The sequence below is a fragment of the Micromonospora sp. C95 genome (assembly GCF_018070465.1).
GTDB lineage: Bacteria > Actinomycetota > Actinomycetes > Mycobacteriales > Micromonosporaceae > Micromonospora.
The window spans coordinates 19,957-45,853 of record NZ_JAGPXT010000005.1 but is presented as its reverse complement, the minus strand read 5'-3'; the positions used below and the strand labels follow the sequence as shown (position 1 = coordinate 45,853).

The 25,897-nt window shown below is 72.3% G+C and carries 25 protein-coding genes; 14 read left to right on the top strand and 11 right to left on the bottom strand.

What is annotated here, in order from left to right:
• Window positions 1-41: 41 nt before the first annotated feature.
• On the bottom strand, window positions 42-572 hold the full coding sequence (locus KBX00_RS08040) for a GNAT family N-acetyltransferase (protein ID WP_210824859.1): 531 nt from the start codon (window positions 570-572) through the stop codon (window positions 42-44).
• Between the two features lie 211 nt (window positions 573-783).
• Here KBX00_RS08040 and KBX00_RS08035 point away from each other — a divergent pair, with 211 nt between their 5' ends.
• The 3 genes from KBX00_RS08035 (at window position 784) to groL (ending at window position 4,099) form a co-directional block, all read left to right on the top strand.
• A complete protein-coding gene (locus KBX00_RS08035) occupies window positions 784-987 on the top strand; it encodes a cold-shock protein (protein WP_013288855.1) in 204 nt (67 codons plus the stop codon).
• A gap of 293 nt (window positions 988-1,280) precedes the next feature.
• On the top strand, window positions 1,281-2,201 hold the full coding sequence (locus KBX00_RS08030) for a hypothetical protein (RefSeq protein ID WP_210824857.1): 921 nt from the start codon (window positions 1,281-1,283) through the stop codon (window positions 2,199-2,201).
• Window positions 2,202-2,476: 275 nt separating this feature from the next.
• On the top strand, window positions 2,477-4,099 hold the full coding sequence (groL, locus tag KBX00_RS08025) for a chaperonin GroEL (protein WP_164448544.1): 1,623 nt from the start codon (window positions 2,477-2,479) through the stop codon (window positions 4,097-4,099).
• A 98-nt stretch (window positions 4,100-4,197) separates the two neighbouring features.
• Here groL and KBX00_RS08020 read toward each other — a convergent pair whose 3' ends face one another.
• From KBX00_RS08020 to KBX00_RS08015, 3 genes are all read right to left on the bottom strand, one after another.
• Window positions 4,198-4,434 carry a hypothetical protein gene (locus tag KBX00_RS08020; RefSeq protein ID WP_210825255.1) on the bottom strand — a complete coding sequence of 79 codons (237 nt, stop codon included), beginning with the start codon at window positions 4,432-4,434 and terminating at the stop codon, window positions 4,198-4,200.
• Between the two features lie 153 nt (window positions 4,435-4,587).
• On the bottom strand, window positions 4,588-4,719 hold the full coding sequence (locus KBX00_RS29165; protein ID WP_268968058.1) for a hypothetical protein: 132 nt from the start codon (window positions 4,717-4,719) through the stop codon (window positions 4,588-4,590).
• A gap of 151 nt (window positions 4,720-4,870) precedes the next feature.
• Window positions 4,871-7,381, bottom strand: coding sequence for a S8 family serine peptidase (locus tag KBX00_RS08015; RefSeq protein WP_210824855.1), 2,511 nt, complete (start codon window positions 7,379-7,381; stop codon window positions 4,871-4,873).
• A 114-nt stretch (window positions 7,382-7,495) separates the two neighbouring features.
• Between KBX00_RS08015 and KBX00_RS08010 the strand changes: the two genes are divergently transcribed.
• Together KBX00_RS08010 and KBX00_RS08005 are read left to right on the top strand one after the other, a co-directional pair.
• The gene (locus tag KBX00_RS08010; protein WP_210824853.1) at window positions 7,496-9,319 is read left to right on the top strand and encodes a glycerol-3-phosphate dehydrogenase/oxidase; all 1,824 of its coding nucleotides are present in this window, start codon (window positions 7,496-7,498) and stop codon (window positions 9,317-9,319) included.
• A gap of 85 nt (window positions 9,320-9,404) precedes the next feature.
• Window positions 9,405-9,929 (top strand): hypothetical protein, encoded by a 525-nt coding sequence (locus KBX00_RS08005; protein ID WP_210824851.1) that lies wholly within the window; start codon window positions 9,405-9,407, stop codon window positions 9,927-9,929.
• Between the two features lie 19 nt (window positions 9,930-9,948).
• Here KBX00_RS08005 and KBX00_RS08000 read toward each other — a convergent pair whose 3' ends face one another.
• Complete coding sequence (locus KBX00_RS08000; protein ID WP_210824850.1) at window positions 9,949-11,349, bottom strand: FAD-binding oxidoreductase; 1,401 nt, start codon at window positions 11,347-11,349, stop codon at window positions 9,949-9,951.
• 66 nt (window positions 11,350-11,415) lie between these two features.
• Here KBX00_RS08000 and KBX00_RS07995 point away from each other — a divergent pair, with 66 nt between their 5' ends.
• Complete coding sequence (locus tag KBX00_RS07995; RefSeq protein WP_210824848.1) at window positions 11,416-11,730, top strand: DUF4031 domain-containing protein; 315 nt, start codon at window positions 11,416-11,418, stop codon at window positions 11,728-11,730.
• A gap of 41 nt (window positions 11,731-11,771) precedes the next feature.
• Here the strand turns inward: KBX00_RS07995 and KBX00_RS07990 are convergent, their stop codons facing one another.
• The gene (locus KBX00_RS07990; RefSeq protein WP_210824847.1) at window positions 11,772-12,410 is read right to left on the bottom strand and encodes a metal-dependent phosphohydrolase; all 639 of its coding nucleotides are present in this window, start codon (window positions 12,408-12,410) and stop codon (window positions 11,772-11,774) included.
• A gap of 102 nt (window positions 12,411-12,512) precedes the next feature.
• Here KBX00_RS07990 and KBX00_RS07985 point away from each other — a divergent pair, with 102 nt between their 5' ends.
• Both KBX00_RS07985 and KBX00_RS07980 read left to right on the top strand, forming a co-directional pair.
• On the top strand, window positions 12,513-13,769 hold the full coding sequence (locus KBX00_RS07985; RefSeq protein WP_307868326.1) for an FUSC family protein: 1,257 nt from the start codon (window positions 12,513-12,515) through the stop codon (window positions 13,767-13,769).
• 16 nt (window positions 13,770-13,785) lie between these two features.
• Complete coding sequence (locus tag KBX00_RS07980) at window positions 13,786-15,282, top strand: PrsW family intramembrane metalloprotease (protein WP_210825253.1); 1,497 nt, start codon at window positions 13,786-13,788, stop codon at window positions 15,280-15,282.
• A 42-nt stretch (window positions 15,283-15,324) separates the two neighbouring features.
• On the opposite strand, the gene KBX00_RS07975 is transcribed toward KBX00_RS07980, so the two are convergent.
• Both KBX00_RS07975 and KBX00_RS07970 read right to left on the bottom strand, forming a co-directional pair.
• Window positions 15,325-15,492, bottom strand: coding sequence for a hypothetical protein (locus KBX00_RS07975; RefSeq protein ID WP_166458800.1), 168 nt, complete (start codon window positions 15,490-15,492; stop codon window positions 15,325-15,327).
• 87 nt (window positions 15,493-15,579) lie between these two features.
• A complete protein-coding gene (locus KBX00_RS07970; protein ID WP_210824845.1) occupies window positions 15,580-15,915 on the bottom strand; it encodes a co-chaperone GroES in 336 nt (111 codons plus the stop codon).
• 169 nt (window positions 15,916-16,084) lie between these two features.
• Between KBX00_RS07970 and KBX00_RS07965 the strand changes: the two genes are divergently transcribed.
• A complete protein-coding gene (locus KBX00_RS07965; protein WP_301547556.1) occupies window positions 16,085-17,383 on the top strand; it encodes an AI-2E family transporter in 1,299 nt (432 codons plus the stop codon).
• A 55-nt stretch (window positions 17,384-17,438) separates the two neighbouring features.
• Here KBX00_RS07965 and KBX00_RS07960 read toward each other — a convergent pair whose 3' ends face one another.
• On the bottom strand, window positions 17,439-19,583 hold the full coding sequence (locus tag KBX00_RS07960) for an ATP-dependent DNA helicase (RefSeq protein ID WP_210824843.1): 2,145 nt from the start codon (window positions 19,581-19,583) through the stop codon (window positions 17,439-17,441).
• A 140-nt stretch (window positions 19,584-19,723) separates the two neighbouring features.
• On the opposite strand from KBX00_RS07960, the gene KBX00_RS07955 reads away from it, so the two are divergent.
• From KBX00_RS07955 to KBX00_RS07940, 4 genes are all read left to right on the top strand, one after another.
• Window positions 19,724-20,230, top strand: coding sequence for a DUF402 domain-containing protein (locus KBX00_RS07955; protein WP_210824841.1), 507 nt, complete (start codon window positions 19,724-19,726; stop codon window positions 20,228-20,230).
• 55 nt (window positions 20,231-20,285) lie between these two features.
• On the top strand, window positions 20,286-21,218 hold the full coding sequence (locus tag KBX00_RS07950; RefSeq protein ID WP_210824839.1) for a PPK2 family polyphosphate kinase: 933 nt from the start codon (window positions 20,286-20,288) through the stop codon (window positions 21,216-21,218).
• 132 nt (window positions 21,219-21,350) lie between these two features.
• The gene (locus KBX00_RS07945; protein ID WP_099849257.1) at window positions 21,351-21,977 is read left to right on the top strand and encodes a DUF47 domain-containing protein; all 627 of its coding nucleotides are present in this window, start codon (window positions 21,351-21,353) and stop codon (window positions 21,975-21,977) included.
• Between the two features lie 4 nt (window positions 21,978-21,981).
• Entirely contained in the window at window positions 21,982-22,986 is a 1,005-nt protein-coding gene (locus KBX00_RS07940) for an inorganic phosphate transporter (protein WP_210824837.1), read from the top strand.
• A gap of 49 nt (window positions 22,987-23,035) precedes the next feature.
• Here KBX00_RS07940 and KBX00_RS07935 read toward each other — a convergent pair whose 3' ends face one another.
• Complete coding sequence (locus KBX00_RS07935; protein WP_210824835.1) at window positions 23,036-24,004, bottom strand: Gfo/Idh/MocA family protein; 969 nt, start codon at window positions 24,002-24,004, stop codon at window positions 23,036-23,038.
• Between the two features lie 69 nt (window positions 24,005-24,073).
• On the opposite strand from KBX00_RS07935, the gene KBX00_RS07930 reads away from it, so the two are divergent.
• The gene (locus tag KBX00_RS07930) at window positions 24,074-24,904 is read left to right on the top strand and encodes an NUDIX domain-containing protein (protein WP_210824833.1); all 831 of its coding nucleotides are present in this window, start codon (window positions 24,074-24,076) and stop codon (window positions 24,902-24,904) included.
• Between the two features lie 10 nt (window positions 24,905-24,914).
• Here KBX00_RS07930 and mshD read toward each other — a convergent pair whose 3' ends face one another.
• Window positions 24,915-25,841, bottom strand: a complete 927-nt coding sequence (mshD, locus tag KBX00_RS07925; protein WP_210824831.1) for a mycothiol synthase — start codon at window positions 25,839-25,841, stop codon at window positions 24,915-24,917.
• Between the last annotated feature and the right edge of the window lie 56 nt (window positions 25,842-25,897).

Sequence of the window (25,897 nt, the reverse complement as noted above, 5' to 3'; positions counted from 1 at the left end):
GGCCCGCCTCGGAACCACCAGGCCGGGATCGGCCGTCGGACCTACGCCGCCCGGCGCATCTGGAGTTCGCGCAGGGCGGGGATGTTCGGGTGCGGTACGCGGACGCCGGTGTCGACGAATCCCAGCCGCTGGTAGGCCCGACAGGCGCGGTCGTTGCCGACCACCACCTCAAGCATCAGCTCGGGGCGTCCGCAGGCCCGGGACCAGCCCGCCACCCCGCTCACCAGGTCCGCGAGCAGGCCGGTGCGCCGCCACTCCGGGGTGATGTAGACGGCGTAGAGCACGGTCACCCCCGGCTCGGTCGGGTGCGCCATCCCACCGGCGTGCCCGACCAGCCGGCCGCCCGGATCCGCCACGAACTGCGCCGTGTCCGGGCCGGCGGAGACCCGGGCGACCCGGGCGGCGTACTCGGCGTGGGGTCGGGCCGCGGCCTCGGCGATCGTCTCCAGGAACGCCAGCGGCGCGTCCGCGAGCATCTCCAGGCGCAGCGCGCGCATCCGAGCTGCGTCGGCTGGCTCGACCCGGCGGATGACGGCCCGGCGCAGCCCGGTTCCGTCGGCGAGGTTCGTCATGCCGGCATGCTTATCACAATGACGTACGACGATACGGGTGATCGCAATACGCCCGATTTGTGGTCGTGCGCCGTCGTCACTCTTCGTGTAGCGTGCGATTTCGGTCACCCGTTTCAGCGGTCGTCGCGGATTTGCCGAAACCGGTGGTTTCCGGGTGCCGGTGCGCCGGCGCCCGAGGTAGTGGAACGCCGTGCAGAGTGAGGAAAACACCGTGGCACAAGGCACCGTGAAGTGGTTCAACGCCGAAAAGGGCTACGGCTTCATCGCCGTCGACGGCGGGCAGGACGTCTTCGTCCACTTCTCCGCGATCGAGATGGACGGCTACAAGGCGCTGGACGACGGTCAGCGAGTGGAGTTCGAGATCGCCCAGGGCCAGAAGGGCCCGCAGGCCGAGCGGGTACGCGTCATCGCCTGAGCGCGGACGACCCACCCCAGGCGACCGATCGTCGTCGGGGTGGCGTGACCATCGCCGGAGGGGGCTGCGGTGCCGGTGCCCCACAAGGGAAGATCATGGGCCGAACCAGCCGTTGCTGAGGAGATCCCATGTCCGACCAGCCGCCCCCGACCGGTCCGTCCTCCTCGCCTGGGGACCAACCGCAACCGCCCGGGCCGCCCGGTCCGCCGCCCGGTTACGGTCCGCCGCCCGGTTACGGTCCGCCGCCGTACGGCGGGCAGCCGGGCCATCCCGCGCCGCCGCCTCACGTCGGCATGACGCCGTATCCCGGCCAGCCGCCATATCCAGGGCAGCCGAACTACGGCTGGTACCACCCCGCAGGCTACGGTCTCGACCCCGCTGACGCCCTGGTCACCCCGCCCGGGGTCGGGCTGGGTGGCTGGTTCGCGCGCTGTGTGGGCGCCGCCCGTCGGGGCTGGCGACCACTGCTGCCGATTCTCGTGCTCACCCAGGTGCTGCCGGCCACGGTGCTGTCGGTGCTCGCGCTGGCCGTGGACCCCTCGGCCCGCTGGGACGCCCAACTCGCCGGCGACTCCACCGCGCTGCCGGCCAACTTCTGGACGGATCTCGCGACACTCCTGTTCGTGCTGGTCGGCGGCAGCCTGCTGCTCGGCCTGGTGCAGTCGGTCGGCTGGGCCGCCGGCACCTGGGTGATCGCCCGACAGGCGGCCGGCGAGCCGGTCGGCGTCGGCGCCGCCCTGCGTTACGGGATGCGTCGGGCGCTCGGCCTGTGGGGCTGGACACTGCTCATCACCCTGATCGTCACCTTCGGGTTCTGCCTGTGCTTCCTGCCCGGCGTGTACGCGGCGTTCGCGCTGGCCATGGCCGGCCCGGTCTACCTGTTCGAGCGGCACGATCCGCTCAGCCGGTCGCATCGGATGCTGCGTGACCGGCTGGGGCTGCTGCTCGGTCGGGTGGCACTGGTTGGCGCCGCCGTGATCGGTGTCTCGGTGATCGCCAGCCTGATCGAGTCGCTGGCGATCCTGCCGTTCGGTGCCACTCCGCTGGACTCGCCGGGTACGACGGTGGGTGTGGTGCTGACCATCGCGGTGGTCGCGGTGGTGGCGCTGCCGGCGTACCTCGCGCAGCTGGTCGGGCTCGTGGTCACCTACGCCGAGCAGCGGGCGCACGAGGGCCCGGTGAACGCCAGCCAACTGGCGGCCGAACTCGGCTGACCCGGGCCGTCGTGCTTGCACTCGGCAGGGCAGAGTGCTAAACAAGTCATTGGCACTCGCATGGCGTGAGTGCCAGCTGGTCGGGACGGTGGGGCTGCGGTCGCACCCGTGACATAACCGCGGGTGAGGCACGTGGCCGGTCGTCGCGGGCTATCCGGCCCGGCCGAGGAGACGTCGCCGTCGCCAGGTGGCGACGTCCCAAGGTGCGTACACCAGACGGCCCATCCGGGGCACACACTCGGGTGGCCCGTGAGTGTCCAGGAGGACAACGCCGTATGGCCAAGATGATCGCGTTCGACGAAGAGGCGCGCCGCGGCCTCGAGCGGGGCATGAACCAGCTCGCCGACGCCGTGAAGGTGACCCTCGGCCCCAAGGGCCGCAACGTCGTGCTCGAGAAGAAGTGGGGTGCCCCCACCATCACCAACGATGGTGTGAGCATCGCCAAGGAGATCGAGCTCGAGGACCCGTACGAGAAGATCGGCGCCGAGCTGGTCAAGGAGGTCGCCAAGAAGACCGACGACGTCGCCGGTGACGGCACGACGACGGCGACCGTCCTGGCTCAGGCACTCGTTCGCGAGGGCCTGCGCAACGTGGCCGCCGGTGCCAACCCGATGGCCCTGAAGCGGGGCATCGAGGCTGCGGTCGCAAACGTCTCGGAGGAGCTGCTGAAGCTCGCCAAGGACGTCGAGACCAAGGAGCAGATCGCCTCCACCGCCTCCATCTCCGCCGGTGACACCAGCGTCGGCGAGATCATCGCCGAGGCGATGGACAAGGTCGGCAAGGAAGGCGTCATCACCGTCGAGGAGAGCAACACCTTCGGGCTGGAGCTTGAGCTCACCGAGGGCATGCGCTTCGACAAGGGCTACATCTCGGCCTACTTCATGACCGACCCGGAGCGTATGGAGGCCGTCTTCGACGACCCGTACATCCTGATCGCGAACAGCAAGATCTCGTCGGTCAAGGATCTGCTCCCGATCCTGGAGAAGGTCATGCAGGGCGGCAAGCCGCTGCTGATCATCGCCGAGGACCTGGAGGGCGAGGCCCTGGCCACGCTGGTGGTCAACAAGGTCCGGGGCACCTTCAAGTCGGTCGCCGTCAAGGCGCCGGGCTTCGGTGACCGCCGCAAGGCCATGCTCACCGACATCGCCATCCTCACCGGTGGCCAGGTCATCAGCGAGGAGGTCGGCCTCAAGCTGGACGCCGTCAGCCTCGACATGCTGGGCCGGGCCCGCAAGGTCGTGGTGACCAAGGACGAGACCACGATCGTCGACGGTGCCGGCGACGCCGAGCAGATCCAGGGCCGGGTCAACCAGATCCGGGCCGAGATCGACAAGAGCGACTCCGACTACGACCGGGAGAAGCTGCAGGAGCGGCTGGCCAAGCTGGCCGGTGGCGTTGCGGTGATCAAGGTCGGCGCGGCCACCGAGGTCGAGCTCAAGGAGCGCAAGCACCGCATCGAGGACGCGGTCCGCAACGCCAAGGCCGCCGTCGAGGAGGGCATCGTCCCGGGTGGTGGTGTCGCGCTGGTGCAGGCCGGCAAGACCGCCTTCGACAAGCTCGACCTGGCCGGCGACGAGGCGACCGGCGCGCAGATCGTCAAGATCGCGCTGGACGCCCCGCTGCGGCAGATCGCCGTGAACGCCGGCCTTGAGGGCGGCGTCGTGGTGGAGCGGGTCCGCAACCTCGACTCGGGTCACGGTCTCAACGCCGCGACCGGCGAGTACGTCGACCTGCTGGCCGCGGGCATCATCGACCCGGCCAAGGTGACCCGTTCCGCACTGCAGAACGCCTCGTCGATCGCCGCGCTGTTCCTCACCACCGAGGCCGTCGTGGCGGACAAGCCGGAGAAGACCCCGGCCGCCCCGGCTGGCCCGGGCGGCGGGGACATGGACTTCTGAGTCCAGCTCCAACGCCGGAAGGGGCGGGCCGCGTCAGCGGTCCGCCCCTTCCGCTGTGTCGATGGCCACTGGCCCTGGTCGGCGCGGTCGCCCGGGCGCTACGTCGGCAGCGGCCGCTGGTTTCGTCGCTTCCGCGCCCGGTCGTACGGCGGGCGGTGCTGAACCGGCTCGTCCACCAGGATGAGGGGCTCCTCGGGTGGCTCGTCCACCCCGGTCATCTCGGCCAGTTGCTCGGCGTCGCCGTAGTCGAGCCGGTCGATCGGCAGTTGGCCGGGGAGTCCGTGGACCGTGGCCCAGGTGGCCGGTGGGGCTTCCCGGGCCTCGTCGTCGTCCATGCTCATCGCTGCCTCCTCTACCGAAACGGTAGGGCGCGTCGGGCGCCGCGACGGGCGAATGGCGTTATCGGGATCTATCTTACCTTCTGCCCTTTTTGGCCGGTTCGGCCCATCAAACATGAATGGCCGTCGCGCCGCGCAGGCGACCCCGGGTCAGGGTGGGCCGGTGACGCCACCGCGCTGGCCGAACGGGTCGTCGGTGGCGGACCTGGTCACCACGTGGACCACCCCGCAGCACAGCGCCACGACGAGAGCCGGTACCCCCAGCAGGATCAGCAGGGCCATGCCCCGCCAGCGGGCTGCCGACGACGGCGGGAGGGGAGCCGCCGACCCGGACGAATGACCGTGCATGAAGCCGCAAGATAGCAGGTCCGGAGCGGGTCGGATAACCCTTGGGCGAGTACTGCTCGCGTTGGGTGCGATCGGTCGTGGCCGATCAACCACGAGCCGCCGAGACGGCCGCGTACGCATCGACCAGGCCGGCGCCGACGAGATTCGCCGGACCGCCGCACTCGTCGGTCTGGCCCCCGGCCGAGTCGCTGGTCCCGATCGGTTCGGCCGTCTCGCGCAGGATCCGCCGCGTCCGATCCAGATCGCCGACGAGTTCCGGGTTGACCGACCACATCAACGCGACCACCCCCGCCACCTGCGGGGTGGCCATCGAGGTGCCGTCGAGCACGGCGTACCCGCCGCCGGGCATCGCGGAGATGACCTCCGCCCCTGGCGCCATCAGATCCGGTTTCGTCGTCCCGGTGACCGTCGGGCCACGGGAGGAGAAGGCGGTGACCCGCCGCCGGTCGTCCACCGCGCCGACGGTGAGCACGTCCGCGTACGGTGCGGGAGGATCCTGCACCGAGCGGCAGAACGGGCCGGTGTTGCCGGCCGCCGCGACGACGAGAATCCCGGCCGCCTCCAGCGCTGCTGTGGCCGGCTGTAGCGCCCGAGGATCGCAGCCCTCGATCGGTGGGCAGCCCCACGAGTTGGTCAGGATCTCCGGTGCCCGGGCGGGCCGCCCCTGCCGGAACGGGTCACCGCCCGGCGGGAACGGCGCCAACATGAACTGGAGGCAGTCGAGGTAGCCGGCGGGATTCCCCAGATTGCGGTCGAGGTTGACGCAGCCGACCCACTGGGCGCCGGGGGCCACGCCGATGCCGTCCCGCCCGACGGCGCTGCCCATCGTGTGGGTGCCGTGTCCGTTGCGGTCGGTCGGTGGCCCGGTGTCGTTCCACGGGTCGAACCACGAGTCGTCGCCGCCTCGGAAGCCCGGGGCCAGGGCCGGGTGCCGTCCGTCCACCCCCGAGTCGGAGCTGCCCACGGTCACCCCCGCGCCGGTGACGCCGAGTTCGGACCAGACCCGATCCGCGCCGATCATGGTGATGTGCCACGGCGGGCCGGACGGGGCCGGGGCGCTGCCGGTGGCGGTGTCGGCGGGCGCCGGCAACGGACGAAGGCGTTGGCTGACCAGTACCCGGGCCACCTCGGGCCGGCGGGACAGCCAGGCCCGTACCGCTGGGCCGCCAGCTACCTCGATCGCGTTGACCAGGTAGTAGGGGGTGTGCGGCAAGTGGGCCCGGCGCAGGTCCCGGCGCAGGTCGGCCTGGGTTCGGTCGGCGGTGTCGACAAGCCGCCGGTAGACCTCCCCGGCGCGCGCGTCCCGGCCGGCCCGACCTGGCCCGCCGCTCACACCGCTCAGGTCCGCCTGTTCCCGCAGCAGTACGAACAGCCGCTCCCCGTGCAGTCCCGGCTGGCCAGCGGTCGCGCCGACCAAACCGACCGTGACCAGCAGCGTGAGCACGCTGGCCCCGGCCAGCGCCCGGCTCGGCGGTTTGGCCGCGCATCGCGCCAGCAGCAGGCCGTATCCCGCCGCCAGCACCAGTGCGACGGCGAGTCCGGCCCCGGCCGCGACGGCGACCCAGAAGGGTACGTCGCGGGTGCCGACCAGCAGCAGGCTGACCTCCTCCGGATCGGTGAACGCCAGCGGGCCGAACACGCCGAGCCCGACCAGCCAGGCAGCCGGTGCCCGGCCGGTCACCCCGGCCGGACGGCGGGCCACGACGGCGGTTGCCAGCTGATCCGGCACGTCGTGCCCGGTACCGGGGTGGGCGACGCCGCGTCCGGCGACCGGCCGGCAGCTCATGGCCCGCAGCGCGGCCAGCGCGAAGCCGGCCGGCGGCAGCGTCACCAGCAGCGGCAGCTGCGCGCCGGAGTGGCCGGTGCCGGCACCCACCAGCAGCAGCACCACCCCGGCCACGAGCCCACCCAGCAGCACCAGCCGGGCCGGCCGAGGTGTTTCGCCGGCCTCGAAACGGCCCCAGAACCGAGCGTCGAGCAGCGTCGCGGCCAGCACGCCGACGGCCGCTGCGGCCAGCCCGGCGAGGATGGTCTCCAACAGCCCGCCGAGCGCGCCCCACCAGACCCAGGGCAGCAGCAGGGCGAGCCCGGCGGTCACCGCGAGCAGGGCCGCCACCGACGGGCGCGCGGCGAGTCGGGCCGGTCGTCCGACCGCCGTCGGGTCCGGCCCGGTCCCGTTCCCCGGACCGCCGAACGGCAGCCGGGTCGTCACCACCGCCAGCAGCATGGCCACGAGAGCCAGCGCGGCGAGGTACGCCTCGTGGTGCACCGGGGGGATCGTCCGCAGCAGCCCGAGCAGGCCGAGCACGAGCGCGCCGGCAACCCAGACCCGGCCGGTGACGCGGACCACCGCCGAGCGGGGAACGAGGGCCAACGGCAGCGTCGCAGTGGCGATCAGCAGCACGGTGAGCAGGCAGACCACCGGCCAGAGCGGCACCAGCCGGTCCAGGCCGCCGATCAGCACCACCTGGTCGACGGTCCAGCCGCCGGTCTGCGCCAGGACCGTGACCATGACCGTCCAGCAGCCGGCGAAGACCGCCGCGACGATCGCCCAGGGGCTACCGGTCGAGCCGGGTGTGGTGGGTTCCGCCCGCATCCGCACACAGTACGACGCAGCCAGCCAGCCGTCGGGACGGATCTGTCGGGCGACTGATCGGGGTGCCCGGGCCGGCACGTGTCGGTGGCGGACCGGGACGGTTAACGTGGACGGGTGCGTGATCCGAACGTTCAGCGGTCCGTTGCCGGGCAGCTCTCGCCCGCTCGCCGCGCCGCCGACCTGCGTCGGTTGCGCGCCGAGCGGTTCGACGTGCTGGTGATCGGGGGCGGGGTGACCGGTGCCGGCGCGGCTGTCGACGCCGCTTCCCGGGGCCTCAAGGTGGCCCTGATCGAGGCCCGCGACTTCGCCGCCGGCACCTCCAGTCGGTCCAGCAAACTGATCCACGGCGGCCTGCGCTACCTGGAGCAGTTGGAGTTCGGCCTGGTGCACGAGGCGCTGACCGAGCGCGGGTTGCTCGCCACCCGGCTGGCACCGCACCTGGTGCGGCCGGTGCCGTTCCTGGTTCCGCTGCCCGCCGGTCAGGGCGCCCGCGACCTGCCCGCCCGACTGCTGCGGCGGGCCTACTACGGTGCCGGGGTGGCCGCGTACGACGCCTTCGCCGGCCTTTTCGGCGGCGGCCGGGGCATGCCGCTGCACCGGCACCTGAGCCGGGAGGGTGCCCGCCGCGTCTTCCCGAGCCTGCGCTCCGACGGACTGGCCGGCGCGATCCGCTACCACGACGGGCAGGTCGACGACGCCCGCCTGGTGATCACCCTGGCCCGCACCGCCGCCAGCCTGGGCGTGACCGTGGTCAGCAGCGCCCGGGCGGTCGGCCTGATCCGACAGGCCCGGGAGGTCACCGGGGTCCGGGTTCGCGACCTGGAGGCACCCCCGGGCGCACCCGAGGCCGAGTTCGAGGTACGCGCCCGCACGGTCATCGCCGCCACCGGTGTCTGGACCGACGACATGTCCCGGATGCTCAACGACGTCGGGCTACGGCCGGGTGTCCGGGTACGGGCGTCCAAGGGCGTACACCTGGTGGTGCCCCGCTCGGCGATCACCGGCGAGACCGGGCTGATCCTGCGTACGGCCACAAGTGTCCTGTTCGTCATCCCGTGGGGTGGGCACTGGATCATCGGCACCACGGACACCGACTGGCGGCTGGACCGCTCTCACCCGGCGGCCTCAGCCAGCGACATCGACTACCTGCTCCGGCAGGTCAACACGGTGCTGGACCGCCCGTTGACCACCGCCGACATCGAAGGTGTCTACGCCGGGCTGCGTCCGCTGCTGGCCGGCGAGGCGGACTCCACCTCGAAGCTCTCCCGCGAGCACGCCGTCATCGAGCCGATGCTCGGGCTGCTGCTGGTGGCCGGCGGCAAGTACACGACGTACCGGGTGATGGCCGCCGACGTGGTCGACCGGGCGGTGCGTCGACTCGGCGGTACCCGGGTCTCGCGTACCGCCGACCTGCCGCTGCTCGGCGCGGACGGGTATGCGGCCATGTGGCGGGACCGGGCGGATCTGGCCCGCCGCCACGGGTTGCCGGTGGGTGTGGTGGAGCACCTGCTGGAACGCTACGGCAGCCTCACCCTCGACCTGCTCGCCCTGGTCGACGCCGATCCGTTGCTGGCCTCCCCGCTGGCCGGTGCGCCGGAGTACCTCGCCGCCGAGGTGACGTACGCGGCGCGCGCCGAGGGGGCGTTGCACCTGGAGGACGTGCTGACCAGGCGTACCCGGATCTCGATCGAGACCGCACACCGGGGCCTGGAGTCGGCCGAGCACGCGGCCGAGCTGATGGGTGCGGTGCTGGGCTGGGACGCGGCCCGCCGGGCGCGGGAGGTGACCCACTACCGGGCCCGGGTGGAGGCCGAGCGACAGTCCCAGCTGATGCCGGACGACGCCACCGCGGATGCCGCCCGGCTCGGCGCTCCGGACGTGCGCGGTTACCCTGCGGATCGGGGGGCCGACGACGGCGCGGCGGATCTGACCCGCTGACCGCTCCACTCTGGAGATCGTCGGGCATGGATGTCCATCCAACGGGTTACGCTGCCTACCTACGGTGGGGTAAGTTCCGCGAGTGATGGCGCTTTCCCGATCACGACTGGCCTTCCTGCCCGGCATCGCTCTGCTGGCGATCGTTGCGAGTGGCTGTGCACCCTTCGGCGACAACTCCGAACCGTCCGCGGAGGCGAGTGCGCCGGCCGCCGAGCAACCCGGTGGCGCGGGGGCCGCCACCACCGGCAAGGGACGGGTCAGCCTGCTGCAGAACGACGGGCCCGACGGTCCGCTGCGTACCCTCAATGTGGAGCCGGACGGGCGCTGGGAGTGCATCGACTGTGCCGGCGACGGGGTCACCTCGACCGGCGAGCTGACTGCGGAGCATCGGGAGCGTCTCCAGCAACTGCTGGCCGAGCCGGACCTGGCCCGGGAGACCGACGAGGCGCGGGGCTATCGAGTCAGCTGCGTCGGCGCTCTCACCTCCACCCTGCTGACCGCGGCCGGTCTGATCACCTCGCAGGACTGCCCGGGGGAGGAACGGCCGCCGGTGGCCGAGGAGATCCTGCTGCTGCTCACCCAGAACACGCCGGCCGAGATGGTCAGCTAGCGGCGCCGGTGCGGCGTGGTCAGAGCACCTTTCCGGGGTTGAGCAGGCCGGTCGGGTCGAGCGCCGCCTTGATCGCCTGGTGCACCCGTACGCCCACCGGACCGATCTCCCGGGCCAGCCAGTCCCGCTTGAGCAGGCCGACGCCGTGCTCACCGGTGCACGTGCCACCCAGGTCCAGCCCCAACCGCATGATCTCGTCGAAGGCCCGCCGGCCGCGCTCCAGGCTCGCCGGATCGGCCCGGTCGACCACGATGTTCGGGTGCATGTTGCCGTCGCCGGCATGACCGACCACGCCGATCGGCACCCGACACTCCGCCGCGATCCGGGCCACCCCGTCGAGCAGCGCGGCGAGGGCTCCCCGGGGCACCGCCAGGTCGTCGATGATCAGACCACCCCTGCCGCCGGGGTACACGTCCGCGGCGTACTTCTCCATCGCCGGGTGCGCCGACCGGCGGGCCTGCAACAGCGCGGCGGCCTCCACCGCGTCGCTTGCCGCGTACACCTCCTCGGCACCGGCCGCCTCGCAGACCGCAGCCAACTCGGCCAGGTCCGCCGCCGCCCGGGAGCCGGTGTCGGCCGAGGCCAGCAGCAGCGCCTCGGCGTCGGTGCGCAACCCCATCGGCCGGTACGCCTCGATCGCCGCCAGGTGCGTGCGGTCGAGCAGTTCCAGCAGGCTGGGGGAGAGACCCTGGGCGGCGATCCGGGCCACCGCCTCGCCGGCGTTCGCGGTCGAGCCGAACACGGCCACCAGGGTCAGTGACTCCGCGGGCGCGGGCCGCAGCGCCACGGTCACCTCGGTGATCACTCCGAGGGTGCCCTCCGAGCCGACGAAGAGCCGGGTCAGGTCGTAACCGGCCACCCCCTTGGCGGTCCGCCGTCCGGTGCGCAGCACCTCGCCGGAGGCGAGCACCACCTCCAGGCCGAGCACGTACTCGGTGGTCACGCCGTACTTGACGCAGCACATCCCGCCCGCGTTGGTGGCGACGTTGCCGCCGATGGTGGACGACTCCCAGGAGCCCGGGTCGGGCGGGTACCACAGGCCGTGCTCACCCACCGCCGCGGTGAGCGCGGCGTTCACCACTCCCGGCTGGACGACCGCGATCCGGCTCACCGGGTCGATCTCCAGGATCGCGGTCATCGCGGTGGTGCTGATCACCACCGCGCCGTCGACCGCGTTCGCCCCGCCCGCCAACCCGGTACGCGCACCCTGCGGCACCACCGGTACGCCGTGCCGCCCGGCCGCCCGGACCACCGCGACGACCTCCTCGGTGCCGCGCGGCCGGGTCACCACCAGCGGTGTCGCCGACGCACACAGGTCGGCCTCGTCCCGCTCGTGCCCACGCAGCAGGTCAGGATCGGTGAGCACCGCGTCCGGCCCGAGCGCGGCACGCAGGTCGTCGAGGAGTGGGGAGGTGGCCATGCGGCCGAGGCTACGACCGCGACTGGTGATCATCAACCTGGGTCGACGCCCGGTACGGTGGCTTGCGTGATCTACGTGGACCGGCCGTCCTGGCCGGGGCGCGGCCGGCTCTGGTCGCACCTGATCAGCGACGTCGCCCTCGCCGAACTGCACGCCTTCGCCGAGATGCTGGGTGCCCCCCGCCGGGGCTTCGACCGGGACCACTACGACATTCCCGCCGAGCGCTTCCCGATGGCCGTTTGGCTCGGCGCCCAGATCGTGCCCAGCCGCGACATCGTCCGCCTCCTGCGCGCCGCCAACCTCCGCCGCCCCAAACACCTCTCCCACCCTCGCCCAGACTTCCGCGATCTTGCACTTTCGGTCCCTCATACGCGGCTTTGACACCGTTATGTCCCGACGAAAAGTGCAAGATCGACGTGGAGTTATGGGGACAGTCGGGTCAGTTCGCGGGTGAGGTTGGTGTGGGCGGGGCGGGTCCAGTGGGCGGCCAGCTCGGGGATGCGGTAGAGGGTGGGCAGGGCTAATAGGCCGGAGAGCACGCGGGTGCGGGCGGTGCGGTAGTCCGGCTCGGGAACGTGGGCGTACTCCTGGCGGATCGCGGTGGCGTAGCGGTCGTACTCCGGTGCAGGGGCGGCCAGCACGGCCAGGTCGGCGTCGCAGAGCAGCGCGCCGTCGGCGTCTGTCGGTGCCACCACATGACCGGCGGTGAGCAGGACCAGCCGGTTCACCTCGGCCACCTCGTCGGCGGGCAGCCCCAACCGGGTGAGCAGGGCGTCGGCGAGCGCCGCGCTGTCACGCTCGTTGCGGTCGCCCAACGCGCGGGGGTCGTACACCGCGTCGTGGCACCACGCGGCGAGTCGCACCAACTCGGGTCGCGGTGCGGTCGAGGCGTACCGGTCGATCACGTCGAGCACGGCGGTCAGGTGCGCGACCGTGTGGTAGCGCCGGTGCGGCTCCTGCCACCGTTCGAGCAGTTCCGCCCCGGCCGCGTCGACCGACGCCGGGTCACCGGCCCCGGCCGCCCGGGCGGCGGTCCGCCATCGTGCGATCAATCCCGTCACCGGCCCGAGTCTGCCCGATTCGGCGACGTGGCGCCGGTCCGCGACCATCTGCCGCTTCGGCGGGAATGTCCGGGCGTCAGACGGGTAGTCCCGGCCATGGCGGTGGCCCGGCGCGGACTTTCCCGGCTGCTGCGCCGTAACGGCGCGCGCGACGGCCGGTCCGACGTGGACACGGCCCGGATCGCCGGGACCATGGCGCAGCTGCACCAGCGGAGCAAGGCGACCCTGCGGGACCGGCTGCACCGGGTGCGTCTGTCGCTCGGCCTGGCCGCCCAGGCCGGTCTGGCGGCCGGGCTGTCCTGGGTGGCCGCGCACGAGCTGCTGGGCAACCCGCAACCGGTCTTCGCCCCGATCTCCGCCGTCGGCACCCTGGCCGTCTCGGTGGGTCAGCGGTTCCGCCGGACCATCGAGCTGATTCTCGGGGTGGGCGTCGGGGTGTTCGTCGGCGACCTGCTGGTCTACTTCCTCGGCACCGGGCCGTGGCAACTCGGGCTGGTGGTGACCTCCGCCATCGTGCTCACCGTCTTCGCCGGGGGGAGCGTCGCCATCGTCATCCAGGCCGCGGCGACCGCGGTGCTGATCGTGACGCTCAGCCCGTCGGTGGAGGACCTGGAGATACCCCGGTTCATCGACGCGATCGTCGGTGGCAGCATCGCGCTGCTGGTCACCGCGATCCTGCTGCCGCTCAACCCGCTGCGGGTGCTCAACCGGGCGGCCCGGCCGGCGCTGGATCTGCTCGCCGCCCAGCTCGACACCGCCGCCGACGGGTTGCGGGAGCGCGATCAGAGCAAGATCCAGAGCGCCCTGGACCGGCTGCGCAACAACAAGGAGGAACTGGCCACCTTCTCCGAGGCGATCGAGGGTGCCAAGGAGACGGCGCTGCTCTCCCCGGCGCGGTGGCACCGGCGCAGTGAACTCACCCACTACGCGGAGGCCGCCGACCCGATCGACCGGGCGATGCGCAACAGCGGCACCCTGATCCGACGCGCGGTGACCCTGGTGGAGGACGAGGAGCCGGTCCCGGAGCCGATGCCGGACGCGGTAGGTCACCTGGCCGAGGCGGTGCGCGTGCTGCAGAAGGAGTTCGCTCAGGGCGAGGAGCCCGAACAGGCCCGGGAGCGGGCGCTGCGCGCCGTGAGCGAGGCCGGTCGGGCGTACGGCGAGGGGGTCGGGTTCTCCGGCAGCGTGGTGGTGGCGCAGGTGCGTACCACCGCTAGTGACCTGCTGGTGGCCTCCGGGATCAGCCAGGAGGAGGCGAACCGGCTGGTGCGCCGCTCCTTCGGTGAGCTGGACCGACCGGCGGCACCGGCCGGGCCGGAGCCGACTGTGCGGCGGCCCGCCGCGCCCCCGGTCGGCTGAGTCCGCCGGGGTGGCCATGCGCCCGGCCGGACGGGTCGTGCATGACTACGCTGACCGCATGGCCGTCACCCCGTCCGGCGGATCGCTGCCGCCGTCGCCGTCCGTGCCCGTCGCGCCAGGCGCGGGTGATGGCGCACCCGGAATGCCACGCCGTCGCCTCAACTGGCGGCGGGCGCTGGTACTGATCGGGGTGATCATCCTGATCGCGGCCTGCGCGATCTTCATGCTCTTCACGCTCGGCACCAGCCTCGGCCCGGAGGCGCTGCTGGTCGGTACCGCCGCGGCGGTACTGCCGGTTCCGGTACTGGTGGCCTGCTTCCTCTGGCTCGACCGCTACGAACCCGAGCCGCTGAAGTATCTGATCTTCTGCTTCGCCTGGGGTGCGTTCGTCGCCACCGCGGCGTCACTGACGGTGAACGAAACGGCGGCCGGCTGGTTCGAGGACCAGAACCTGCCCGTCGCCCTGACCGCCGTCCTGGTCGCGCCCTTCATCGAGGAACTGACCAAGACTCTCGGGCCGATCCTGCTGCTGATCTTCCGTCGGCGCGAGTGGTCGGGCATCACCGACGGCCTCGTCTACTGCGGGCTGTCCGCGATCGGCTTCGCCATGGTGGAGAACATCCTCTACCTGGGTGGGTACGGGTACGCCTCGGGGGTCGAGCAGTACGGGCCGGCGACCGGGGCGCAGCAGGTCATCGCCATCTTCATCGTGCGGATCCTGCTTTTCGGGTTCGCCCATCCGTTGTTCACCTCGATGGCCGGTATCGGGCTCGGTATCGCCGCGCGGTCGGCGGACCGTCGGGTGCGGTTCTTCGCCCCGGTCGCCGGGCTGCTGCTGGCGATGATGCTGCACGGGACGTGGAACCTGCTGCCCACGCTGACCCAGGCCACCGGGCAGGTGCTGATCTCGCTCTTCGGTTTCGTCGGCGTGATGGTGCCGATCTTCTTCGGCATGGTCGGCCTGGCCGTGTGGCTGCGGGCCTGGGAGGGGCGGCTGACCGAGCGGGTGCTGCCGGACTATGTCCGGGCCGGTTGGCTCACGCCACCGGAGGTGGCCGCGTTGAGCAGCCTCGGCCGACGACACGCGGCCCGGGTGTGGGCCCGGCGGGTGGCCGGTGACGCCGGCCTACGGGCGATGCGCGGCTACCAGTTCGCGGCGACCCGGCTGGCGCTGCTGCGGGACGGTGCCACCCGAGGGCTGGACCGCCGGCCCGTCGACCGGGACCGGACGGCCCGGGAGGAACAGGAGCTGTTGCACTCCATCGCCGCGTACCGGTCGTACTTCGTCGGCCGGGATCCGCAGTCGCCGGTCGGTGTCTGGGACGGACACCGCTACCACCTGCGTTTCCCGGACGGGTCGCAGCGGGCGGTGGAGGCCCCCGAGGAGCCGGTGGTGCCGATCCCGGTGGTGCTCACCCCACCGCCCCCGCCACCGCCGTTCCCCGCCGGCTACGGCGGGCCCGGCTGGTACGGCCCACGTCCGGCCGCCCCCTGGCCACCGGGTCACCGCTGACCGTCGATGCCGGCCGGCGGCGGGCCGCCCGGCCGGCGGTGCTCAGGTCATCAGGCTGGTGAGGAAGTCCCCGAGCCCCTGGGCCATCATCATCAGGGCCGCACCGATGGCCTTGAACATCTGTGCGGCGCCCTCCGGCCGGAACGCCATGAAGTAGATCAGAAACGCGAGGCTTCCCCAGGCCAGCACCTTCTTCACGAATACCGGCATCGTCCCTCCCCAGGCCGGTGGTGCGGCTGGCTTCCCGCCGGGGAGCGCGGCAAACGACGCGAGGCCGGTCGAGGGACTCGAGGCCGGTCAGAGATACAGGCCGGTCGCGTTCTCCTCGACCCGTTCGGCGGCCACCGCGTGCACGTCGCGTTCCCGCAGCAGCACGTAGCCGCGGCCGTGCAACTCGACCTCGGAGCGGTCGTCGGGGTCGAAGAGCACCCGGTCGCCGGAGACGATCGAGCGCACGTTGGGGCCGACCCCGACCGCGGTCGCCCACGCCAGGCGTTTGCCGACCGCAGCGGTGGCGGGGATCACGATGCCGGCGCTGGAACGCCGCTCACCTTCGCTGCCCTCCATCCGCACCAGCACGCGGTCGTGCAGCAGCCGGATGGGCAGGCCGGAGTCGAGGTTGTCGGCGGTCACGCCGCAGACGCTACCGTGTCGTCCCGCGCCGGCCGGCCGGTGGTCACCGGGTTAGCGGACCGGACGGGCGGGGCACTGTGGGTGGCGAATTCGTCCTACCGTTGCCTGGTCGGGCGTATCCTGTCCGACCTGACGCAGTGCGCAGGCGAAGATCTGCCAGGAGGTGTGCTTGAGCCGCTTCGAGCGGATACGCGGACGGCTGCGTCGCGCGTACGAGTCGGGCCGGGAATCGGTTCGCGCGGGTCGCCAGGCGCCGTCGGACGTCCCGGAGCCGGCCGCCGTGGCCTCGCCGTCGAGTCCCGGGCCGGCGGCACCGGCCGGGGCGACCGTGGTCGGTGCCGAACCGACCGCGCCGGTGCACAACTCCACCTCCAGCCGCGACGACGCCGACGTGCCGCACGCGCTGCGGATCGCCGCCGCCTGGTGCTGGCGGCTGATCGTCATCGGCATCGTCTTCTGGGCGCTGCTGAAGCTCGTCGGCACGATCAGCATCGTGATCATTCCCCTGGCGGTGGCGCTGTTGCTGTCGGCGCTGCTGGCACCCGCGGTCGGCTGGCTGCTGCGGGCCCGCCTGCCACGATCACTGGCGACGGCGGTGGTCCTCGTCACCGGGCTGGCCGCGGTGATCGGCACGCTCACCCTGGTGGTCAACGAGTTCATCAAGGGCGTTCCGGAACTGACCGCGAAGTCGACCCAGGGTCTGCAACAGATCCAGGACTGGCTCAAGACCGGGCCCCTGCACCTGTCGGACAACGACCTCGACCGGTACCTCGAGGAGACCCAGCGGTGGGTCGACAACAACACCGAGCGGTTCACCAGCGGTGCCCTCTCCACCGCGGCCACCCTGGCCGAGGTGTTGACCGGCACGGTGCTTGTCCTCTTCGCCACCTTCTTCTTCCTGCGCGACGGCAACATCATCTGGCGGTTCCTGGTCCGGCTGCTGCCCGTCGCCGCGCGCTGGAAGGTCGACGACGCCGGTCGGGCCGCCTGGGCGACGCTCGTCGCCTACGTGCGGGCGACGGTGCTTGTCGCCTTCATCGACGCCGTCGGCATCGGCGTCTTCCTGGTCATCTTCGACATCCCGTTCGCCTTTCCGCTGGCCGCCCTGGTCTTCCTCGGCGCGTTCATCCCGATCGTCGGTGCGACGCTCTCCGGAGGTGTCGCGGTGCTCGTGGCGCTGGTGGACAGCGGCCCGGTGACCGCGTTGATCATCCTGAGCGTGGTGATCGGTGTGCAGCAGATGGAAGGGCACGTCCTCCAGCCGTTGATCATGGGGAGGGCGGTCGCCATCCATCCGCTCGCAGTGATCATCGGTCTGGCGGCCGGCGTGGTGCTCGCCGGGATCACCGGCGCGCTGGTCGCGGTGCCCATCATCGCCGTGCTCAACACGGCGGTCCGCCGCCTCGCCGCCCGGCGCGTCCCCGACACCCCACCCGACGCGGTCGTCGTCGCCTCCCGGGCACCCTGACTCCAGCCGCGCGCCAGGCGCGGTCCGTGACGCCGGTGTGCCCTCGCCGCCCGGCTCAGCTCGCGGCGAGGCGGGCCAGGGCGCCCCGGGCCACCTCCGGGCGGGTCGTGTACCAGAACGGGGGCAGCGAGCGGCGCAGGAACGAGCCGTAGCTGCGGGCTGTCTCCAGTCGGGAGTCCAGTACCGCCACCACGCCCCGGTCACCGTTGGCCCGGATCAGCCGGCCCACGCCCTGAGCGAGCCGAACCGCCGCGATCGGGACGCTGACCGCGGCGAAACCGGAGCCGCCCTGGGCGTCGACCGCTGCCGCCCGGGCCGCGGCGAGCGGTTCGTCGGGGCGCGGGAAGGGAAGCCGGTCGATCACTACAAGTTGGCAAGAATCGCCCGGAACGTCGACGCCCTGCCACAGCGACATCACCCCGAACAGGCAGCTCGCCCGCTCCTCGCGGAAGCGCCGGACCAGCAGCGGCAACGCCTCCTCGCCCTGGAGCAGCACCGGCAGGTCGGTCCGGTCGCGCAGCAGCTCCGCCGCCTGCTGCGCGGCCCGCCGCGAGGAGAAGAGCCCGAGCGTACGCCCGCCGAGCGCGGTGACCAGCGCGAGCAGTTCCTCCCCGGCGGCCTCGGGCAGCCCGGACGCCCCCGGGCGGGGCAGGTGGGCGGCCACGTAGAGGATGCCCTGCCGGGGATAGTCGAACGGCGAGCCGACGTCCAGCGAACGCCACCCGAGCCCGGAGTCGGTCGCCGCGCCCGCGTCCTGAGCCCCGGTCGGTGCGGTACCGCCCGCCGCGTCGCCCGGCCCGGCCGGCGGCCGGACGGCCCCGGCCAGGGCGGCGGCGGCCGGTGACGGTGGGCCGGGCGGGGGCGAGTCGAGGCCCAGGGCCCGGGCGACCGTGTCGAACCGGCCGCCCAGCGCGAGCGTGGCCGAGGTGGCCACCACGGTCCGCTCGTCGTAGAGGTGGGTGGCCAGGGTGCCGGCGACCGAGAGCGGCGCCACCACGAGTGCCCGGCGTCCGGTCACGTCGTTGCGCTCCACCCAGGCCACGTCGTGCTCGGCCTCCTCCAGCAACCGCTGGGCCGTGGTGGACAACTCGTCGAGGACGGCCTTGACCTGTTGCTTGCGTACCGGGTCGGGGTCGTCGGCCTTGACGTCGCCGATGCTGTCCAGTGCGGTCCGGGTGGCGGCGTCCAGCAGCGTGCAGGCCTCCCGCAGCGGGCCGGGCAGCCCGCTGGTGATGCGTCCGACCGGTGCCTCGGCCAGCCCGACCGCGAGGGCGTCACCCGCCGCGGTCAACGCCTCGGCCGTCTCCGGGCGCAGCAGCGGACGGGCCCGCCGGGCGGACCGGTCGATCAGCTCCGGGGTCAGCTCCGCCTGGGCCGCCGAGGAGACCCGGTCGGCCAGCTCGTGGGCCTCGTCGACGACCAACAGCCGGTGCGGCGGGACGATGTGCCGACCGGCGAGCATGTCGACCGCCAGCAGGCTGTGGTTGGTCACCACGATGTCCGCCTCCCGGGCCCGGGCCCGGGAGGCCTCGGCGAAGCACTCCGCACCGTACGGGCAGCGGGAGGCGCCCACGCACTCGCGGGCGGGCATCGAGACCAGCCGCCACGTCTGGTCGTCGACGCCCGGATCCAACTCGTCGCGGTCACCGGTGTCGGTCTCCAGGGCCCAGTCCCGCAGGCGCTGGATCTGCTTGCCCAGCCGGCCTGCCTCACCGAGCCAGCGCGTGCCGCCGGGACGCTCGGCCGGGGCGTCGAAGAGGGTGTCCTCCGGTTCGTCCGCCGTGGAGTTCTCCAGCCGGGCCAGGCAGAGGTAGTGGTGGCGGCCCTTCAGCACGGCGAACGTGGGGCGGCGCCGGAGCAACGGCTCGACGGCGTCGGCCAACCGGGGCAGGTCGTGCTCCACCAGCTGGGACTGCAACGCCAGGGTGGCGGTGGAGACCACCACGGGTCCGTCCACCGTCAAGGCCGGAGCGAGGTACGCCAGGGACTTGCCGGTGCCCGTGCCGGCCTGCACCAGCAGGTGGTCACCGCTGGCGACGCACTCCTCGATCTCCGCGGCCATCCGCTGCTGCCCCGGACGGGCCGTACCGCCGGGCACCGCCCCGACCGCGGCGGACAACAGCTCGGCCCCGCCCGGCCGGTCGCCCCGGCGGCGGGCCTTGTCGCGGGTGGGGCCGGTGGCGGTGCGGGGCGGAGTCACCGTGGCACGGTACCCGCCGGGGCGGACGCGGTCGGTACCGAGCGGGCCGTGTCGCGGTCGTCGGGAGCACGAAATGTCGCCGTGTCGTCCGGTAACTTCCCGACGGCGAGGCGTGGGCGGAATCGGCTAGGGTGCGACTCATGCCGAGCGACGTGATCCGGGTGATCTACCGCAAGTTCGACGGCAGCGCCCACCGCGACTACCCGGCCCGTCGATTGGCCGAGGACGACCTCGGCATCTGGCTCGGCGTGTCGGCCGGCACCAGCTCGGTCTACCACGGCCGGCCGTCGGTCGAGCAGATTCCCTTCGTGCTGCTGGTGCCCCACCACGCCTGGTGGACCGGCATGTTCAACCCGCCGCCCCGGACCAGCGAGGTCTACTGCGACATCGCCAGTCCGGCCCGCTGGGAGGGCGAGGACACCGTCCATCTGATCGACCTCGACCTGGACGTGGTCCGGCGCCGGGAGACCGGTCTGGTCGAGTTGCGCGACGAGGACGAGTTCGCCGAGCACCGGGTCCGCTTCGGGTACCCCGACGACCTGGTGGTGGCGGCCGAGGCGGCGGCGCGCTGGCTGTTCGGCGCGCTCGGCGACGGCACTGAGCCCTTCGCCACCTCGTACCGCAAGTGGCTGGCCCTGGTGGTCTGACCGCCGCGGCCACCTCCGTCGCGCGGACCGACGGCGGGCGGGTGATGATGCTCCGATGGTGGACGACGGTGACTTTGATGTGGTGGCGCCGACCGGCGGCGCGGTACGCGACCGGCTCCGGGTGCGGCCCGGTGGCCCGGTGGACCTCGCGGAGATCGATCCCCGCTCGACCCCGGGGCTGCCCGGCCCCGAGGTGACCGGGCCGGACCGCAAGGGCTGGGCCCGCCGGCAGCTCGGGCGGTTGGGTGCCGGGCTGGCCGGGCAACAGGAGATGCTGTTCGCCGGTGCGAAGGCCGACCCGGGCGCCGGACGGCGGGTGCTGCTGGTGCTCCAGGCGATGGACTGCGGTGGCAAGGACGGCACGGTCAAGCGGGTGGTCGGGGCGATGAACCCGCTCGGCGTGCACATCCGGGCGTTCGGCCCGCCGACGGCCGAGGAGCTGCGGCACCACTTCCTGTGGCGGATCCGTCGGGCGCTGCCGCCACCGGGGAGCCTGGGGGTCTTCAACCGGTCGCACTACGAGGACGTGCTGGTGCCCCGGGTCCAGCAGCGGGCTCCCGAAGACGTCTGGCGGCCCCGGTACGCGGAGATCGACGAGTTCGAGCGGGAGCTGACCGACGCCGGGGTGGCGGTGGTCAAGGTCTTCCTGCACATCTCCAACGCCGAACAGGCTAAGCGGCTGCTGGCCCGGCTCGACGATCCGACGAAGCACTGGAAGTACCATCCGTCCGACGTCGACGCCCGGGCCCGGTGGGACGACTACCAGGCCGCGTACGCCGAGGTGCTCGCCCGGTGCAGCACGGACCTGGCGCCGTGGCACGTGGTGCCGGCGGACCGCAAGTGGTACCGGGACTGGGCGGTGGCGCACCTGCTGCGTGAGACGTTCGACACTCTTGATCTGGGGTATCCGCCAGCCGACTTCGACATCGTGCGGGAACGGGAGCGGCTGCTGGGAACCACGGGGCCGGTGAAGGTGAACGGAAGTTGAACGAGCGGTGAATGCGATCTGGCCAGGGGTGGGCCGAAAAATCGCCGGTCTGACGGTTCCCTAGCATTCCCTCAGCAGGGCGCCGGAGCGACGGCCGCCACCCCTTCCACCCGACACGACGAGGTCCGTGCTGTGAGGTTTTCCTTCCGCCCCAACGAGGGCGCTTTCTACGAGCTCTTCACCAGGGCCGCGCAGAATCTGGTCCGGGGTACCGAGCTGCTCAACGAGCTGGCCTTGCCCGATGTCGAGGTGCAGTCGGTGAGCGAGCGGCTCACCGAGGTGGAGCACGACAGCGACCAGATCACGCACGAGCTGTACAAGAAGATCAACTCCACCTTCGTCACCCCCTTCGACCGGGAGGACATCTACCGGCTCGGCTCGCTGCTGGACGACGTGATGGACCACCTGGAGGCGGTGGGCAACCTGCTCTACCTCTACGGGCTGACCAAGCTGCCGTCGTTGCCGCGGGAGATGCACGAGCTGGTGCACGTGCTCGACCAGCAGGCCAAGCTGACCGCCGACGCGATGCCCCGACTGAAGTCGATGAAGGATCTCGAGGACTACTGGATCGAGATCAACCGGCTGGAGAACGACGGTGACCAGGCCTACCGGATGCTCCTGGTGCGTCTGTTCTCCGGTGAGTACGACGCGTTGACCGTGCTGAAGATGAAGGAGGTCGCCGACGAGCTGGAGGCCGCCTGCGACGCCTTCGAGCACGTCGCCAACACGGTCGAGACCATCGCGGTCAAGGAGTCCTGATCCTGTGAGTCCCGAGCTCATCGCCGTACTGGCGGTGATCGGGGTGGCCCTGGTGTTCGACTACACCAACGGCTTCCACGATGCCGCCAACGCGATCGCGACAAGCATCTCCACCCGGGCGCTGACACCCCGGGTCGCCCTGGCCATGGCCGCGGTCGGCAACTTCATCGGTGCCCACTTCGGCGCCGAGGTCGCCAAGACCGTCGGCAGCGGCCTGGTCGAGCTGCCCACCGGTGTCTCCAGCCTCGGCATCGTCTTCGCCGGGGTGATCGGCGCGATCACCTGGAACCTCATCACCTGGTACTTCGGCCTGCCCTCGTCGTCCTCGCACGCCCTGATCGGTGGGCTGGTCGGCTCGACCGTCGCCGCCTCCGGCACCGTGCTCTGGACCGGTATCGGCGAAAGCGTGATCATTCCGATGATCCTGTCGCCGATGGTCGGCTTCATCCTCGGCTACATCGTGATGATCGCGGTGCAGTGGATCTTCCGGAACGGACATCCGGGCAAGCTCAACCGGGGCTTCCGCTGGGCCCAGACCGCCTCGGCGGCAGCCATGTCGGTCGGTCACGGCATGCAGGACGCCGCCAAGACCATCGGCATCGTGGTGCTCGCCCTCTTCGTCGGCGGCTACCAGGAGGACGCCACCTACATTCCGGAGTGGGCGTTCTGGACCTCGGCGGCCGTGCTGGCGGCAGGTACCTACGCCGGTGGCTGGCGGATCATCCGGACCCTGGGGCGGAAGATCATCGACCTGCGCCCGCCGGAGGGTTTCGCGGCCGAGACGGTGGCCAGCGGCGTGCTCTACTTCAACGCCCTGGTGCTCGGTGCCCCGATCTCGACCACGCACACGATCACCTCGGCGATCATGGGTGTCGGCGCCACCAAGCGGCTCTCCGCGGTGCGCTGGGGCGTGGCCGGCAACATCATCGGCGCCTGGATCCTCACCTTCCCGGCGGCCGGCTCGATCGGTGCCCTGATGTACTTCCTGGTCCGTCCCATCTTCAGCTGAGCTGTGTCGAAGGGCCCCTGGGACGGCCCAGGGGCCCTTCGACCGGCCGTCAGATGTAGGAGACGCCGATCTGGGCGCGGATGTCGTCCAGCAGGCCCATGATCTCCAGGGTGGCCGAGTGCGGTACCAACGGGCTCTCGATCAGTCCTTCGGCCAGGCACCGCTGCACCTCGATGGCCTCGTGCTGATAGCCCGAGCCGACCAGCTCATCGGTGATCGTCTCCGGTGCCGCGTCGGCGCGGTGCAGCGTGAACCCGCCGGGCCGGAAGAACGGCTCGGGAAGGTCGATCCGCCCGGCGCTGCCGGTGATCGAGGCGGTGAGCCCGGTGGCGCCCACCATGCCGCAGCTCAACGTGGCCACGGCACCGGAGTCGTACCCGAAGACCAGGCCGGTGTTCTCGTCCGTGCCCTCCGGACCCAGCTTCGCCCAGGACCGTACGTGCTGCGGCGTGCCCAGCAGCAGGTGGGCCAGGCTGATCGGGTAGACGCCGAGATCCAGCAGCGCGCCGCCGCCCAGTGCCCGGGCGCGCATCCGGTGCTCGGGCGGGAACGGGCCGGCGATGCCGAAGTCGGCCCGGAGCCCGGTCAAAGTGCCGATCGCGCCGTCGGCGATCAGCTGGCAGACCCGCCGGATCAGCGGGTTGCACCGCATCCACATCGCCTCCATGAGGAAGACCCCGGCGGCGCGGGCGGTGTCGACGAGTTCGGTGCTGGTGGCCAGGTCGAGCGTGAACGGCTTCTCCACAAGCACCGGCTTGCCGGCGCTGAGGCAGGTCAGGGCCGCCTCGTGATGCGCGGCGTGCGGGGTGGCAACGTAGATCACCTCGACGTCGGCGTCCGCGGCCAGTTCCGCCCAGGAGGCGTACGCCCGTGGTGCGCCGTGCCGTTCCGCGAAGCGTTCCGCGGTCTCGGCGGTGCGTGAGCCGACCGCGACGAGTTCGGCCCCCGGCACCAGCCGGAGATCCTCGGCGAAGCGGGCGGCGATGTGGCCGGTGGCCAGGATGCCCCAACGAGTCATGGCGCGACGCTACCGAAGATCAGCAGAGCGCTGTACTGGGCATCCACGGGTCGGGACTAGTCTCGGCGCATGACGATGGACCGTGGCTTCCCGGCGCCGCCCGCGCTCGTGGAGCACGCCCGCCGGTTCCGGGCCTCCGGCGCGGTGCCGGCGGTGCCCAGGGTGGCCGCCACCGTGCTGTTGCTCCGTCCGGCCGACGCCGGCTTCGAGGTCTACCTGATCCGTCGGGTCGCGGCGATGGCGTTCGGTGGCATGTACGCCTTCCCGGGCGGTGGGGTGGACCCCTCGGACTCCACGACCCACCTGGACTGGGCCGGCCCGACCCCGACGGACTGGGGCAGCTGCCTCGGGCTGACCCCGACCGCGGCCCAGGCGGTGGTCTGCGCGGCGGCCCGTGAGGTCTTCGAGGAGGCGGGGGTGCTGCTCGCCGGGCCGGACGCGACGCGGGTCGTCGGCGATGTCAGCGACGATGGCTGGGAGGCCGTCCGGGCCGACCTGGAGCAGCGGCGGACCGGCTTCGCCGACCTGCTCGCCGGGCGCGGGCTCACCCTCCGGTCGGACCTGCTGCTGCCGTGGAGCCGGTGGGTGACCCCGGAATTCGAGCCGCGTCGCTTCGACACGTACTTCTTCGTGGCGCTGCTGCCCGAGGGGCAGCGCACCCGCGACGTCTCCGGTGAGGCCGACCACACGCTGTGGATCGGGCCTGAGGAAGCGGGGCGGCAGGTCGCCGCCGGTGAGCTGACCATGCTCCCGCCGACCCTGGTCACCCTCCGCGAGATGGCCGCCTGCACGGACCTTGCGGCGGTGGCAGCGGCGGCGGCGGGCCGCGACGCGGTCACCCCGATCACGCCCCGGCTGGACCTGTCCGACCCCGAGCGGCCCCGGTTCTACCTGCCGTGACCCGGACGGGTCAGCCGAGCTGGTAGTTGACGTGGGCCGACCAGCGGGCGAAGCCGAGCCGCTCGTAGAGCGCCACCGCGCCGGTGTTCGACTCGTCGACGTAGAGCATCACCCGGTCCAGCCCGCGTCGGTCGCGCAGGTACGCCAGCCCGGCCGTGGTCAGGGCCCGGCCCAGCCCGCCACCGTGCGCGGAGGGCTCCACCCCGAGCACGTACACCTCACCGATGCGGGCTGAGCCGGTTCGCTCGTGCACCTTGGTCCAGTGGAAGCCGAGCAGCCGGCCGGTCGCCGCATCGACGGCGAGCAGGAAGCCGGCCGGGTCGAACCACGGCTCGGCGAGGCGTACCCGTAGATCCTGCGCGGTCCAGCGACCCTGCTCCGGATGGTCGGCGAAGGCTCGCGCGTTGAGCGTCAGCCAGGCCTCGTCGTCGCTGCCGGGGCGGAACGCGCGCAGCGTCACCCCGTCGGGCAGGTGTGGTTCGGACAGCGGGGCGGCGAGCGGTCGGCGCAGCTGCCAGAGGATCCGGGCGCGGTGGAAGCCGAGGTCGACCGCGAGGGCGGCGGCCGAGGGGTGGTCGCCGTGCGACCACGCCCGTAGTGGCCCGGTGGCGGCGGCCAAGACCCCCCGGGCCAGCGCCCGTCCGGTGCCCCGCCGTCGGTACGCCGGGTGCACCACCAGCTCCACGCCGACGCCGTGGTCCGGGTCGGTCGTGTCGAGGTGTGCGTACCCGGTCAGCGTGCCGTCGGTGGAGCGGGCAACCAGGTGGGTGGCCGCAGCGTGCTCGTCGCGCAGGCGGAGCAGCACGTGTTCGTCCATCGGGTCCGCGCCGTCGGCGGCGCTGGCCGCACCGGCCAGCGCCAGCACGTCGGTGACCTCCGCCGGGCCGAGCCGGTCGAGTCGGCTGACCTGGTCGACGTCCGACTGGGTGCTGCTCATCGCATCACCGTAGCCGCATGGTGGACAGGTCGCCCGGAGGGACGGTGGGTGCCTGC

Coding starts and splice junctions, on each gene's coding strand:
- KBX00_RS08005 (WP_210824851.1), top strand. CDS start 9,405: ATGGCGCTTTCCCGATCACGACTGGCCTTCCTGCCCGGCATCGCTCTG.
- KBX00_RS08020 (WP_210825255.1), bottom strand. CDS start 4,434: ATGGACGACGACGAGGCCCGGGAAGCCCCACCGGCCACCTGGGCCACG.
- KBX00_RS08000 (WP_210824850.1), bottom strand. CDS start 11,349: ATGGCCACCTCCCCACTCCTCGACGACCTGCGTGCCGCGCTCGGGCCG.
- mshD (WP_210824831.1), bottom strand. CDS start 25,841: ATGAGCAGCACCCAGTCGGACGTCGACCAGGTCAGCCGACTCGACCGG.
- KBX00_RS07950 (WP_210824839.1), top strand. CDS start 20,286: ATGGTGGACGACGGTGACTTTGATGTGGTGGCGCCGACCGGCGGCGCG.
- KBX00_RS08030 (WP_210824857.1), top strand. CDS start 1,281: ATGACGCCGTATCCCGGCCAGCCGCCATATCCAGGGCAGCCGAACTAC.
- KBX00_RS07975 (WP_166458800.1), bottom strand. CDS start 15,492: ATGCCGGTATTCGTGAAGAAGGTGCTGGCCTGGGGAAGCCTCGCGTTT.
- KBX00_RS07935 (WP_210824835.1), bottom strand. CDS start 24,004: ATGACTCGTTGGGGCATCCTGGCCACCGGCCACATCGCCGCCCGCTTC.
- KBX00_RS29165 (WP_268968058.1), bottom strand. CDS start 4,719: ATGGCCCTGCTGATCCTGCTGGGGGTACCGGCTCTCGTCGTGGCGCTG.
- KBX00_RS07930 (WP_210824833.1), top strand. CDS start 24,074: ATGACGATGGACCGTGGCTTCCCGGCGCCGCCCGCGCTCGTGGAGCAC.
- KBX00_RS08040 (WP_210824859.1), bottom strand. CDS start 572: ATGACGAACCTCGCCGACGGAACCGGGCTGCGCCGGGCCGTCATCCGC.
- KBX00_RS07955 (WP_210824841.1), top strand. CDS start 19,724: ATGCCGAGCGACGTGATCCGGGTGATCTACCGCAAGTTCGACGGCAGC.
- KBX00_RS07980 (WP_210825253.1), top strand. CDS start 13,786: ATGCGCCCGGCCGGACGGGTCGTGCATGACTACGCTGACCGCATGGCC.
- KBX00_RS08015 (WP_210824855.1), bottom strand. CDS start 7,381: ATGCGGGCGGAACCCACCACACCCGGCTCGACCGGTAGCCCCTGGGCG.
- groL (WP_164448544.1), top strand. CDS start 2,477: ATGGCCAAGATGATCGCGTTCGACGAAGAGGCGCGCCGCGGCCTCGAG.